Genomic DNA, 13,184 nt, shown 5'->3' with positions numbered 1-13,184 from the left:
AATTCAAAAACGTACCAACCCTATGAAATGGAAACTCGCCATCCCGGCCATCCTGTGGCTGGGTGCTTTCGCATTCGGCCAGGAATACTACCCCAAGAATGACGGGGTAAAGGCCGCAGACGAAAACTACACTGCATTTACCAACGCCCGGATCTACGTAAGCCCCGGGCAGGTGATCGACAACGGAACCCTCCTGATCCGCAAGGGCAAGGTGGTTGCGGCCGGCAGCTCGGTCCGCATCCCGGAGAATACGGTCACCATGGACCTGGAAGGGAAATACATCTATCCTTCCTTTATTGACGTCTTTTCAGACTACGGGATCGAAAAACCGAAACGCGCCCCCGGGGGCGGCCGTACCGCCCAGTACGAGGCCACCCGGGAAGGCTTTTACTGGAACGACCACATCCGGCCCGAGCAACAGGCCCTGGAAGCCTACTCCTTCGATCAAAAGGCAGCCCAGGCCTTGCGTAAACTCGGCTTTGGGGTAGTCAACAGCCACGTGACCGACGGGATTGCCCGAGGCACGGGTGTACTGCTGGCCCTGCAGGACGAAGGGGCCGAGGGGGATCGGGTGCTGGAAGGCGTTTCCGGCCAGTATTTTTCCTTCGATAAAAGCGTAACCTCCCGCCAGTCCTACCCCACATCCCTGATGGGGGCCATGGCCCTGCTGCGGCAGATGTATTACGACGCAGACTGGTATGCCCGAGGGGGATCGGCAACCACCGATCGTTCTCTGGAGGCCCTGCTGGCCCAGAAGAACCTGGTACACTTCTTTGCTGCCGGGGATAAAGGGAATATCCTCCGGGCCGACGGCATTGGCGACGCCTTTGGCGTACAATACGTGATGCTGGCCGGGGGCCAGGAATACGAAAACATCGACCAGATCAAGGCCACCGGGGCCACCCTGGTGGTGCCCCTGAACTTCCCGGAGGCCTTTGACGTTTCCAATCCCTACGAAGCCGGGTACATCTCCCTGGAAGATATGAAACACTGGAACCAGGCCCCGACCAACCCCGGGGTACTGCACCAAAACGGGATTGCCTTCGCCTTTACCCTGCAGGGGTTGCAGAAACAAACCGACTTTATGCCGATGCTGCGCAAGGCCATTCAGTACGGACTGCCCGAAGAGGAGGCCCTGCGTGCCCTGACCACCGAACCCGCACGCCTGCTGGGGCAGGCAGACCAGATCGGCAGCCTGCAAACCGGCCGCCGGGCCAACTTCCTGATCGCCTCCGGACCGGTGTTTGACGAAAACACCACCCTGTACGAGAACTGGGTGAACGGGCAACGGGATATCCTGGCCGATATGGACCAGAAAGACATCCGCGGCACCTACACCCTCACAGCCGCGGGCAAGACCTTTACCCTAGAGCTCGGTGGCAAGGCTGCCGCCCCCAGCCTGAAAGTGAAACGGGACACTACGGACCTGAAGGGCAAGATCGCCTACAGCGGGGATTGGGCGGACCTCTCCTTCACCGACGGAGACGACCGCTACCGCCTGGCGGCCCGCGTACAACGGGATGCCGACAACCTGCAGGCTAAAACCGTATTGCCCGACGGGAAGGAAACCCGCCTCACCCTGAAGAAAACGGCTGCTTTTGAGGCTGAAAAAGAAAAAGAAGCTAAGGAGGATGCGGCCCCGGAGGTCCTTCCCCTGACCTACCCCAATATCGGATATGGATATGCCGCCCTGCCCAAACAGGAAGACGTACTGTTCCGCAATGCCACGGTATGGACCAGCGAAGACGCCGGCATCCTGGAAAATACGGACGTGCTGGTGCGCGGGGGTAAGATTGCCCGCATTGGTAAGGACCTCAGCCCCGGGCGCGCCCGGGTCATCGACGCCACCGGGAAACACCTTACGGCGGGGATCATTGACGAACACAGTCACATTGCGGCCCTGGCCATTAACGAGGCGGGCCACAACTCCTCCGCAGAGGTGAAGATCTCCGATGTGGTAGACCCGGAAGACCCGGATATCTACCGGAACCTGGCCGGGGGGGTAACCTCCATCCAAATCCTGCACGGGTCTGCCAACCCCATTGGCGGGCGCTCCGCCATTATCAAACTGAAATGGGGACAGCCGGCATCGGAGATGCTGTACAAGGACATGCCGAAGTATATCAAGTTTGCCCTGGGGGAAAACGTAAAACAGAGCAATTGGCAGAGCTATTCCCGCTTTCCGCAAACCCGTATGGGCGTGGAGCAGGTGTTCCTGAACTACTTCCAGCGCGCCAAGGAATACCAGGCCAAAAAGGATGCCGGGCAACCGTTCCGCTACGACGAGGAAATGGAAGTACTGGCCGAAATCCTGCGCGGGGAACGGTTTATCTCCTGCCACTCCTATGTGCAGAGCGAGATCAATATGCTGATGAAGGTGGCCGACAAAATGGGCTTCCGGGTGAATACCTTCACCCACATCCTGGAAGGCTATAAGGTAGCCGATAAAATGGCCGAACACGGGGTGGGCGGCTCCACCTTCAGCGATTGGTGGGCCTATAAGTTTGAGGTGAACGATGCCATCCCCTACAATGCGGCCATCATGCACAACCAGGGGGTTACCGTGGCCATCAACAGTGACGATGCCGAGATGTCCCGCCGCCTGAACCAGGAGGCAGCCAAGACCGTAAAATACGGGGGCATGAGCGAGGAGGAAGCCTGGAAAATGGTGACCATCAACCCCGCCAAGCTGCTGCACCTGGACCAGCGTACCGGCAGTATTAAGGAAGGGAAGGATGCAGACCTGGTACTGTGGTCCGGGAACCCGCTTTCGGTGTATTCCAAGGCCGAGAAAACCTATATTGAAGGGGTACCCTACTTTGACCTGGAAACGGATACGCAAATCCGCAGCCGCATGGCCCAGGAACGCAACACCCTGATCGACATGATGCTGGACCAGAAAGACGGCGGCAACAAGCGCGCGCCGCGGATGAACCGCCGCGAACGCCTGCACTGCAACAGCCTGTAATTCAGAAACCCATAAGAAGCAAAATCCTATGAAATCTACATATCATATCCTCACCATCCTGCTTTTGCTCCTGGGCACCACCGCCCGGGCCCAGCAAACCCCGGCTCCGCCCCAGCAGGAAACGATCAGCATTACCGGCGCCACCCTGCACCTGGGGGACGGCACTGTAGTGGAAAACGGCACCCTGGTCTTTTCGGACGGGACCATCACCGCCATGGGCGCGGGTGTTACCCCTGAAGGCCGCATCATCGACGCCAGCGGGAAGCACGTTTACCCGGGCATAATCGCCCCGGTAAAATCCCTTGGACTGGTGGAAATTGACGCCGTACGGCCTTCGGACGACGAAGACGAAATCGGTACCATGATCCCGCATGTCCGCAGCCTGATTGCGTACAATGCCGAATCCAAGGTGGTGGAAAGTATGCGGCCCAACGGCGTACTGCTGGGGCAGGCCACCCCCCAGGGGGGCACCATCTCCGGTACGTCCTCCATTGTGCAATTCGATGCCTGGAACTGGGAAGACGCCGCCGTAAAAACCGATGACGGCATCCACCTGCACTGGCCCAATTCCTTCCGCCGCGGCCGCTGGTGGCTGGGCGAACCCCGCGGTATGCGCCCCAACAAGGACTACCCGGACGAGCAGGCTGCCATCCTGGATTTTATCCGTAGCGCCAAAGCCTACGGCAAGGGGGCCAATGCCGACATGAACCCGGCCTATGCGGCCATGCAGGGACTCTTCAGCGGCAGCCAGCGGCTGTATGTCTATGCCGAAGGCGAACGGGAAATCGTAGATGCCGTAACCGCCCTGAAGGAGGCAGGCATTGCCCACGTGGTGCTGGTAGGCGGCTACCAGGCCTATAAGGTAACAGGCCTGCTGAAGGAGCACAATATTCCCGTACTGGTGAACGAACCCCACGCCCTGCCTTCCATGGCAGATGATGCCTACGACCTGCCCTACCGCCTGCCGAAGATGCTGGCGGATGCCGGGTTGCTGGTGGGCATCCAGAACCAGGGGATGTCAAACTTCCAGACCCGCAACCTGCCCTTCTATGCCGGGCACGTGGCCGGCCAGGGCATGGACCGTGAAAAAGCCCTGCAGCTCATTACGGGCAACACCGCCAAAATCCTGGGCATAGACGATCGCTACGGCACCCTGGCCCAGGGGAAAAGCGCTACCCTCTTCATTTCTGAAGGAGACGCGCTGGACATGCGGACCAACCAGCTTTCCCACGCCTTTATCGACGGGCGGGAAATCTCCCTGGAAACCCACCAGACTGAGCTCTGGAAACGCTATACCGGGAAATACGCCCGGCAGTAAGCGGTAAAACCGTACCTTTAAAAACGGAATAGCTCCCGGGCTGTTCCGTTTTTTTGTTGCCATGCCCAGCGAGAAACACATCAGCAGTTCCCATAATCCGGAAATCCGGCAATTACAGCACTGGACCCAGAAATCCAGGGACCGTCGGAAGGCCGGCCGTTTTGTGCTGGAGGGGTTGCGGGAACTGGGTCTGGCCCTGGAAGGTGGTTACACCGCAGAGCGGGTGTACTACTGCCCCGAGATCCTGGAGGCCGGTGCCCTGGAACGGCTGCCACAACTCCATGGGGTACCCCGAACCACCTTAAGCCCAGAAGTGTACCGGCAGGTGGCCTACCGCGGCAAGACCGAAGGCGTACTGGCGGTAATGCACGCCCGTGAACATTCCCTGGACGCCCTGGAATTCAAACGGAAATCCCCCCTGATCCTGATTGCCGAAGCCCCGGAAAAACCGGGTAATGTGGGTGCTCTGCTGCGCACCGCCGATGCCGCTGGCCTGGATGCCGTGATTATTGCCGACCCCCGGAGCGACCTCTACAACCCCAATGTGATCCGCTCCAGCGTGGGTTGCCTGTTTACGGTCCCGGTGGCGGTAGCCTCCACGGCGGAAACCCTGGCCTATCTGGAACAGGAAGGGATACATCTCATGGCCGCCTGCTTGGGCGGCGCCACCCGATACGACCAGGCAGATTACCGCCCCCCCACGGCCATTGCTGTGGGCACGGAAGCCACGGGCCTTACCGAAGCCTGGAGGCAACAGGCAAAAGCGAAAGTCGAAATCCCCATGGCCGGCGCTATAGATTCCATGAATGTCTCGGTCTCCGCAGCCATCCTGGTTTTTGAAGCCCTGCGGCAGCGCGGGTTCGATCCGGCGTAAGCCCCCGGGCCGGCATACCACTGGTCTAAAAAGTTACGCCGGGGTTCAAAAATTGGTTACTTTACACCCTACATCCAATCCGAACCCATGTCTGCTGAAAGCCTTACCTACATCATTACCGGCATCCTGCTGGTGCAATATGCGGTGGAAACCCTGCTGGAGTACCTGAATGCCCGCCGTTTTAACGCCACCCCACCCAAGGAGGTGGAAGGCCTGTACGACCCGGAGGAATACCAAAGATCCCAGGCCTACAAGAAGGCCAATTATCGTTTCGGGCTGCTTTCGGGAGCCCTCTCTACCTTTGGGCTGGTCGCTTTCCTGCTGCTGGGCGGGTTTGGCTGGGCAGACCAGCTGGCGGCTTCCGTTTCGGACGACCCCCTGATCCAGGCCATCCTGTTCTTCGGCATCCTATACCTGGGGGCCGACTTGCTGAGCACCCCTCTGGGGCTGTACCATACCTTTGTAATTGAGGCGCGCTTTGGGTTTAACAAGACTACCCCTGCCCTCTATTGGGCAGACAAGGCCAAAGGCTGGGCCCTGGCCCTGGTACTGGGGGGCGGCCTGCTTACCGCCATCATGGCCTTTTACCAATGGGCCGGGACTGCCTTCTGGCTTTATGCCTGGGGATTGATAACCCTGTTCAGCGTGCTGATGAACCTGTGGTACAGCCGGTTGATCGTACCCCTTTTTAACCGGCAGGAGCCGCTGGAGGACGGCCCCCTGAAGGAAAAAATAGAACAGTATGCCCGGCAGGTGGGCTTTGAACTGCAGAAGATTTTTGTCATCGACGGGTCGCGGCGCTCCACCAAGGCCAACGCCTATTTTTCCGGCTTCGGGAGCCAGAAGCGCGTGACCCTGTACGACACCCTGATCCGGGACCTGGAGGCAGACGAGGTGGTAGCCGTCCTGGCGCACGAGGTGGGGCATTACCGGCGCCGGCACATCCTGATCAATTTGCTGGCCTCCACCGCCCTGACCGGGCTCACCCTCTTTGTGCTTTCGGTCTTTATAAACCATCCGGAACTCTCCAGGGCCCTGGGTGTGCAAAACCCGAGTTTTCACGCGGCCCTGCTCAGTTTTGGATTGCTCTACAGTCCTATTTCCGAGGCCACCGGCCTGATCATGAATATCTTTTCGCGCCGCTTTGAATTTCAGGCGGATGCCTATGCACGCGATACCTTTGCCGCAGAGCCCCTGATCCGTTCCCTGAAGAAGCTCTCCCGCAACCATCTGAGCAATTTAACGCCCCACCCGGCCTACGTCTTTATGCACTACTCCCATCCGCCCCTGGCTGCCCGGATTGCTCACCTGCGGCACCCGGCACCCGACTGAAACGGAATTCCTATCTTACGGAAACCAAAGTTCGTACCCATGCGCATGCTCCTGTTCTCCCTTGTCCTGCTCCCGGTCCTGGCCGGTTGCCGGGACAGACACCCAAACCCAACCGAAAGCACTCGGGAAATCACCCTGATCCAGGCCAGGTACAAGGACGGCCTGGAAGGCTTCTGGCTGGCACAGTGCATCGCGAACTGGACCGGGCTGGTAACCGAGATGGACAAGATCGGCAACCTGGGCGAGATCCGCACCGGGGCCTTTTACACCCGTAAGGATTGGGGCGGCCCGGACCAGCCCAGCATCTTCCGGCCCGATTCCATCAGCCCGTGGTCCCCTACCATCGATTTTGTGTTCCGTGGCCCGCAAGAGGTGTGGGGGGCAGACGACGATACGGATATTGAGTACATGTATCAGCACCTGTTATTCGAAAGCGGGGCCACCCGCCTCACCCCGGAACAAATCCGCGAGGGCTGGCTCAAACACATCCGGGCCGAGGAGGAAAACTACCTCTGGGTATCTAACCAGCAGGCCTTTGACCTGATGCAGCAGGGCGTATTACCGCCCCAGACCAGTGAGCCGGCCAGCAACCCCTATTACGACATGATTGACGCCCAGCTCACCACGGAGCTCTTTGGGCTTTTTGCCCCGGGGCGTCCGGACCTGGCTTTGGAACTGGCCTACCTGCCCATACAGACCACCGCCCGGGAGGAAGCCGCCCAAATCGCAGAATTCTATGTGATCCTGCACGCCCTGGCCCCTGTGGCAGACCCGGCCCAGGACCGGAAAACCCAGCTCCTGGCCATGGCTTCCCAGGCCCGGGAACACCTGGAAGACGGCACCTATCCCGCCGCCATGTACGATTACGTGTACGGCCTGTACCGCAGCGGGATCCCCTGGGAACAGACCAGGGACTCCATCTACCAACGGTACCAGGTGGAACAGGCCGATGGATATGACATCACCTCGCGCAACCTCTACTGCAATGGCTGCTTTGCAGCCGGCATCAATTTTGCTGCCAGCCTGGTGAGCTATTTCTACGGGGAAGGCAACCTGCAGGAAACCCTTAAGATCGGGGTCCTCTGCGGGTGGGACTCGGACAACCCTACCGCCACCTGGGGGGGCTTACTCGGGTTTATGATGGGCAAAAAGGCGGTGGAAGCTGCCTTTGGCCAGACCTTTTCCAACCGTTTTAACATCCATCGTACCCGGCAAAATTTTCCCGAAAACGGCATAGATACCTTTGACCACATGGCCGAAAAGGGTATGGGCATCACCCAACGGGTCATTGAACGGGAAATGGGTGGGACCGCCGATGCTGAAGCCGGTACCTGGCGGATTCCCTTTTCTGCAACAGCCCAACCCGAACAGGATTAGGCTGCATTACCCGCAAGTCATTCCCGCGGCCGGTGGATTTCATTGATGAGCAGGGAGACCTCTGTATCCCCATTGTTCACCGCAGCATCCGTAAGCGGCCCGGAAATCAGGGCCTGGCCTTCGTTCAACACAAACTGAACGGGTTCCGTCCCGTCTACATAGACCAGCAACTGCCCGCCCTTAAGCACATAGGCCGTATGGTCAAGGTGCTGGTGCAGGCCAATAGAGTCCCCCGGTTTCATGGTCATGATGTACATCTGGATATTCAGGGTGTCGCCCAGGGGCTGGGAGAAAGCTTCGCCTACCATCATGGGGTCCAGGGAAGGGTCCAATGCGGGCAGTACGGCTTCGGTCGCGACCATTTCCGTAGAATTTTCCATAGCTTCGGGCTGGGGTTCCGGAGATTTTTCCCGACAACCCCAAAGGGCAAGGACTGCAAGCACGCAGAGACCTGCCCGGTTAACATACGTTTTCATTACTTTGCGGTTTGATTGTTTAAAATGCTGTTTTTCAGTAATTAAGACACAAAAAAATACCGCTCAAAGATTCCAAATACTGATCCCTTGTGACTTTTACCCTTCAACCCCTCCTGAAAAAACACCCCAAAACGCAACTTGCGGGCCACAAGGTCCGCATGTCGTTTTCCCATGACCAAACCCCGCAACTCTGGCAGGGATTTATGCCCAGGCTCAAGGAAATCCCGAACCGCCTGGGCAGGGACCTGTATTCGATGGAAGTTTACGACGGGGTGGAAGCCTTGCAGCAATTTGATCCGGACCGGCCCTTTGAAAAATGGGCAGCAGTGCCTGTGGAACCCGGTACTGAACTACCCGGGGGCTTTAGCCAACTGGACCTGGAGGAAGGCCTCTATGCCGTATTCCCGTACCGCGAACGCATGGGGCCGGTAGCAGCCTTTTACGGGGCCATCCTTACCCAATGGTTGCCGGCTTCGGGTTACCGCCTGGCCAACCGCCCGCACTTTGCAGTCATGGGTCCGGATTTCCGCCAGGGCGACCCGGATGCGCTGGAACACTTCTGGGTGCCGGTGGAGTAGTACTGTGATGGGGGCGCCACCCCCCTCCCCCCACCCAATCCAATTTACCCCACCACCCTGCAAAACCCTGGCACGCCGCCATGTGGTCCTGGCGGTACCGACCAACCGCAGGAAGTCCCGGCCACGGCAGCACAGGCACAGTTTTTGTTGGTAGGGGAAGAGATTTGTACTACTTTTAATCTATGGCCTCCGAAACCCTCCTGGAACGGGAAAACAAAGAAATTGCCAAACAGTACAAGGAACTGTTGCGCATCAGCTATCAGAATCTGTCCGCTGCGGACAAGAAACTGATCCGGCAGGCCTTTGACGTGGCCGTAGATGCGCACAAGGACCAGCGCCGTAAGTCCGGGGAAGCCTATATCTTCCACCCCATTGCCGTGGCCAAGATCGTGGCATCGGAAATCGGGCTTGACGCAGTTTCCATTGCGGCTGCCCTGTTGCACGACGTGGTGGAGGACACCCCCTACACCCTGGACGACATCGAACAGATGTTCGGGGAGACGGTGGCCCGCATTGTGGACGGGCTTACCAAGATTGCCCACCTGAAGAAGGACATGAACATCTCCCAGCAGGCGGAGAATTTCCGCAAGATGCTGCTGACCCTGCACGACGATGTCCGGGTGATCATCATCAAGATTGCGGACCGCTACCACAACCTGCTGACCATGGACTCCATGCCGGAGCACAAGCAGGTAAAAATCGCCTCGGAGACCCTCTACATCTACGCCCCCCTGGCCCACCGCATCGGGTTGTACAACATCAAGACCGAACTGGAAGACCTGAGCCTCAAATACACCGAACCCGAGGTCTATACCGACATCCTCAGCAAGATCGAGGACACCAAAGAGGAACAGGAAAAATACATTGAGGATTTTACAGACGTGATCCGGGATTCCCTGGATAAGGAAGGCCTGCATTACCACATCAAGGGGCGGATGAAGTCCATCCATTCCATCCGCCGGAAAATGCAGACCCAGAACATTACCTTCGAGGAAGTCTACGACAAGTTCGCCATCCGGATCATCTACAAATCCGACCGGCGGAACGAAAAATTCCTGGCCTGGAAGATCTATTCCATCGTCACGGACCACTTTACCCCCAATCCGGTACGCCTTCGCGACTGGATCTCTTCCCCCAAGAGTACCGGGTACGAGGCGCTTCATATCACGGTAATGGGCCCTAAAGGCCGGTGGGTGGAGGTGCAGATCCGATCGGAGCGCATGCACGAGATTGCCGAGAAGGGCTATGCGGCCCACTTCAAATACAAACACGGGGACCAGAAGGAACAGGGCATCGAGGTCTGGTTGAACCGCCTGCAGGAGGCACTGGAAAATTCCAACGGCAGCGCCGTGGATTTTGTAGAGGAATTCAAGCTGAACCTCTATTCGAAGGAAATCTTCGTCTTTACCCCCGGCGGAGAACTGAAGTCCCTGCCCAAAGGGGCCACCCCCCTGGACTTTGCCTTCCACATCCACACCGAGGTGGGCATGCATACGCGGGGGGCCAAGGTAAACGGAAAACTCGTGCCCCTGAACACCACCCTGAAAAGTGGGGACCAGGTAGAAATCATTACCTCGGACACGGCCAAACCCAACCAGAACTGGCTGGATTATGCCACTACGGGGCGGGCGCGCTCCAAAATCCGCTCCTCCCTGAAGGAAGAGAAAAAAGAAATGGCCGAGGAGGGCAAGGAAATCCTCAGACGCAAGCTGAAATCCCTAAAGATCAACCTGAACGAGGACGTGGTCAACAAGATGGTCATGTTCTTCAAGCTGCAGACCAGTCTGGACCTGTTTTTCCGGGTGGGTAACGGGGCCATCGGGAATACCCAGTTGCGGGATTTTGCCCATTCCTACAACAACGCCTTTATCAGCTTTTTCAAGAACAAGATCCGCCGCAAACCTCAGCCCGAGGATATTCACCGGGAGGAAATTACCTCCAAGTACGATATGCTGGTCTTCGGGAAGGAGGAGGAAAAACTGGGCTACACCCTTTCCAAATGCTGCAACCCCATCCCCGGCGATGATGTCTTCGGGTTTGTAAGCGTAAATGAAGGGATTAAGGTGCACAAGAAGAACTGCCCCAACGCCATTGCTTTGCAATCCAATTATGCCTACCGTATAATCCCGGCCCGCTGGATCGATTCCACCCAGGAGGAATTCACCGCAGAGATCATCATGAGCGGGATAGACAACCTGGGGCTGATCAACCACATCACCGACGTGATTTCGGACGAAATGCACGTGAACATGCGCAACATCAACTTCAGCACCCAGGGCGGGACCTTCGAAGGGCGTATTACCGTGGTGGTGAAAAACAAGGACATCCTCAAAAAGCTGATCCTGAACCTGCGGAAGATCAACGGGATCGACAAGGTTACCCGCGGCTGACCCCCTTAAGGCATCCTCCCGGGCGGCGGATGCGGAAATTCCCAATTAAAGCGTACTTTTGTAGCTGCAGAGACCGCAACCACCCATGTCCAAAAAAGACCAGGAAATTGTAAAAGGCGTTTTCACGGCCTTCCTTGAGGAAAAGGGGCACCGCAAGACCCCGGAGCGCTATGCCATCCTCCAGGAAATCTACGAAAGCGACGACCATTTTGATATCGAATCCCTGTATATCAAAATGAAGAACAAGAATTACCGGGTGAGCCGTGCAACCCTGTACAATACCATTGAGTTGCTGCTGGAGTGCAAGCTGGTGCGCAAACACCAGTTTGGCAAAAACCAGGCCCAATATGAGAAATCCTATTTCGACCGCCAGCACGACCATGTGATCCTGACCGACACGGGGGAGGTCATGGAATTCTGCGACCCCCGTATTCAATCCATCAAGAAGACCATTGAAGAGGTTTTCGACATCCAAATCAACAATCACTCGCTGTACTTCTACGGGACCCGAAACCCGAAGGAGGAAGGCAGCTCAACAACCGAATCCGACTGATGCGCGTAGATCTGCTGCTCGGCCTCCAGTGGGGGGACGAGGGTAAAGGAAAAATCGTCGACGTTCTTACCGGAAACTACGACATTATTGCCCGTTTCCAGGGCGGCCCCAATGCGGGACATACCCTGGAATTTGACGGGATCAAACACGTACTGCACACCATCCCCTCCGGGATTTTCCACCCGACGGCCACGAACCTGGTAGGTAACGGGGTCGTGATTGACCCGGTGATCTTCCGGCGGGAGCTCGAGAAGCTGGAAGATTTCCCTATCGATGTGCGCAAGAACCTGCTGATCTCCCGCAAGGCCCACCTGATACTGCCCACCCACCGCTTGCTGGACGCCGCTTCTGAGGCTTCCAAGGGGAAGGCCAAGATCGGCAGTACCCTGAAGGGTATCGGGCCAACCTATATGGACAAGACCGGGCGAAACGGCCTGCGCGTGGGCGACCTGGAGCTCCCGGACTGGAAGGAGCGCTACCGCGCCCTGGCGGATAAGCACGAAAAAATGATCCACTTCTACGACGTGGACATCCAATACAACCTCAAGGAACTGGAGGCCGAATTTCTGGAAGCCCTGGAAAACCTGCGGCAGCTGAAATTTATCGATAGCGAGGCCTACCTGCACCAGGCCCTGGCGGACGGCAAGAAAATCCTGGCCGAAGGTGCCCAGGGTTCCCTGCTGGACATCGACTTTGGCACCTATCCCTTTGTTACCTCCTCCAACACCACGGCAGCAGGAGCCTGCACCGGCCTCGGGATTGCCCCGGGCAGCATCGGGGAGGTCTTTGGCATATTCAAGGCCTACACCACCCGGGTAGGCAGCGGGCCCTTCCCCACCGAACTCTTTGACGAGGACGGGGCCACCATGGGCCGCGTGGGCCGGGAATTCGGGGCCACCACCGGGCGCCCGAGACGCTGCGGCTGGCTGGACCTGGTGGCCCTGAAATACGCTGTGAAGGTAAACGGGGTTACCCAGCTGATGATGATGAAGGCCGACGTGCTGAGCGGCTTCGACACCATTAAAGTGTGTACCGCCTACCACTACAAAGGCGAAAAAATTACCCACCTGCCCTACACCCTGGAAGCGGAGCACCTCACCCCCATCTACACCGAGATGAAGGGCTGGAAAGAGGACCTCACCGGGATGACGGCAGAAGACCAGCTGCCCACCGCCCTGCAGCAGTACATTGCGTTTTTGGAACGGGAACTGGACACCCCGGTGCGCATCGTATCCGTGGGGCCGGACCGCGTACAGACCATACAGCGCTAGGCGCCGCACTGCTAAAAGCGTGTGAAAGCTTGCCGCTGCGGGCCTTT

General features: G+C 57.9%; 10 protein-coding genes. 9 read left to right on the top strand and 1 reads right to left on the bottom strand.

The features are described from left to right. The first annotated feature begins 22 nt into the window (after window positions 1-22). The 5 genes from OZ410_RS12960 (at window position 23) to OZ410_RS12940 (ending at window position 7,869) form a co-directional block, all read left to right on the top strand. On the top strand, window positions 23-2,968 hold the full coding sequence (locus OZ410_RS12960) for an amidohydrolase family protein (RefSeq protein WP_277708437.1): 2,946 nt from the start codon (window positions 23-25) through the stop codon (window positions 2,966-2,968). Between the two features lie 28 nt (window positions 2,969-2,996). Beyond that, the gene (locus OZ410_RS12955; RefSeq protein WP_277708436.1) at window positions 2,997-4,286 is read left to right on the top strand and encodes an amidohydrolase family protein; all 1,290 of its coding nucleotides are present in this window, start codon (window positions 2,997-2,999) and stop codon (window positions 4,284-4,286) included. Window positions 4,287-4,347: 61 nt separating this feature from the next. Further along, the gene (locus tag OZ410_RS12950; RefSeq protein WP_277708435.1) at window positions 4,348-5,160 is read left to right on the top strand and encodes a TrmH family RNA methyltransferase; all 813 of its coding nucleotides are present in this window, start codon (window positions 4,348-4,350) and stop codon (window positions 5,158-5,160) included. 87 nt (window positions 5,161-5,247) lie between these two features. Next, complete coding sequence (locus OZ410_RS12945; protein ID WP_277708434.1) at window positions 5,248-6,492, top strand: M48 family metallopeptidase; 1,245 nt, start codon at window positions 5,248-5,250, stop codon at window positions 6,490-6,492. A gap of 39 nt (window positions 6,493-6,531) precedes the next feature. Further along, a complete protein-coding gene (locus tag OZ410_RS12940; RefSeq protein ID WP_277708433.1) occupies window positions 6,532-7,869 on the top strand; it encodes an ADP-ribosylglycohydrolase family protein in 1,338 nt (445 codons plus the stop codon). A 17-nt stretch (window positions 7,870-7,886) separates the two neighbouring features. On the opposite strand, the gene OZ410_RS12935 is transcribed toward OZ410_RS12940, so the two are convergent. Continuing rightward, window positions 7,887-8,345, bottom strand: a complete 459-nt coding sequence (locus OZ410_RS12935; protein WP_277708432.1) for a cupin domain-containing protein — start codon at window positions 8,343-8,345, stop codon at window positions 7,887-7,889. Between the two features lie 89 nt (window positions 8,346-8,434). Between OZ410_RS12935 and OZ410_RS12930 the strand changes: the two genes are divergently transcribed. From OZ410_RS12930 to OZ410_RS12915, 4 genes are all read left to right on the top strand, one after another. Beyond that, window positions 8,435-8,923: a GyrI-like domain-containing protein gene (locus OZ410_RS12930; protein ID WP_277708431.1), complete on the top strand. Its 489-nt coding sequence runs from the start codon at window positions 8,435-8,437 to the stop codon at window positions 8,921-8,923. Between the two features lie 182 nt (window positions 8,924-9,105). After that, window positions 9,106-11,313, top strand: coding sequence for a RelA/SpoT family protein (locus tag OZ410_RS12925; RefSeq protein WP_277708430.1), 2,208 nt, complete (start codon window positions 9,106-9,108; stop codon window positions 11,311-11,313). Between the two features lie 85 nt (window positions 11,314-11,398). After that, the gene (locus tag OZ410_RS12920) at window positions 11,399-11,866 is read left to right on the top strand and encodes a Fur family transcriptional regulator (protein WP_277708429.1); all 468 of its coding nucleotides are present in this window, start codon (window positions 11,399-11,401) and stop codon (window positions 11,864-11,866) included. Next, a complete protein-coding gene (locus OZ410_RS12915; RefSeq protein ID WP_277708428.1) occupies window positions 11,866-13,137 on the top strand; it encodes an adenylosuccinate synthase in 1,272 nt (423 codons plus the stop codon). The genes OZ410_RS12920 and OZ410_RS12915 overlap by 1 nt, the downstream gene beginning before the upstream one ends. The last annotated feature ends 47 nt before the right edge of the window (window positions 13,138-13,184 follow it).

It is taken from the genome of Robiginitalea aestuariiviva (assembly GCF_029537735.1).
Classification (GTDB): domain Bacteria; phylum Bacteroidota; class Bacteroidia; order Flavobacteriales; family Flavobacteriaceae; genus Robiginitalea; species Robiginitalea aestuariiviva.
This window is presented reverse-complemented; position numbering and strand designations above follow the sequence as displayed.

What these genes read in the sequence shown, in the direction of transcription:
- OZ410_RS12945 (WP_277708434.1), top strand. Translation starts at nt 5,248, where the DNA reads ATGTCTGCTGAAAGCCTTACCTACATCATTACCGGCATCCTGCTGGTG.
- OZ410_RS12950 (WP_277708435.1), top strand. Translation starts at nt 4,348, where the DNA reads ATGCCCAGCGAGAAACACATCAGCAGTTCCCATAATCCGGAAATCCGG.
- OZ410_RS12935 (WP_277708432.1), bottom strand. Translation starts at nt 8,345, where the DNA reads ATGAAAACGTATGTTAACCGGGCAGGTCTCTGCGTGCTTGCAGTCCTT.
- OZ410_RS12940 (WP_277708433.1), top strand. Translation starts at nt 6,532, where the DNA reads ATGCGCATGCTCCTGTTCTCCCTTGTCCTGCTCCCGGTCCTGGCCGGT.
- OZ410_RS12925 (WP_277708430.1), top strand. Translation starts at nt 9,106, where the DNA reads ATGGCCTCCGAAACCCTCCTGGAACGGGAAAACAAAGAAATTGCCAAA.
- OZ410_RS12955 (WP_277708436.1), top strand. Translation starts at nt 2,997, where the DNA reads ATGAAATCTACATATCATATCCTCACCATCCTGCTTTTGCTCCTGGGC.
- OZ410_RS12960 (WP_277708437.1), top strand. Translation starts at nt 23, where the DNA reads ATGAAATGGAAACTCGCCATCCCGGCCATCCTGTGGCTGGGTGCTTTC.
- OZ410_RS12920 (WP_277708429.1), top strand. Translation starts at nt 11,399, where the DNA reads ATGTCCAAAAAAGACCAGGAAATTGTAAAAGGCGTTTTCACGGCCTTC.
- OZ410_RS12915 (WP_277708428.1), top strand. Translation starts at nt 11,866, where the DNA reads ATGCGCGTAGATCTGCTGCTCGGCCTCCAGTGGGGGGACGAGGGTAAA.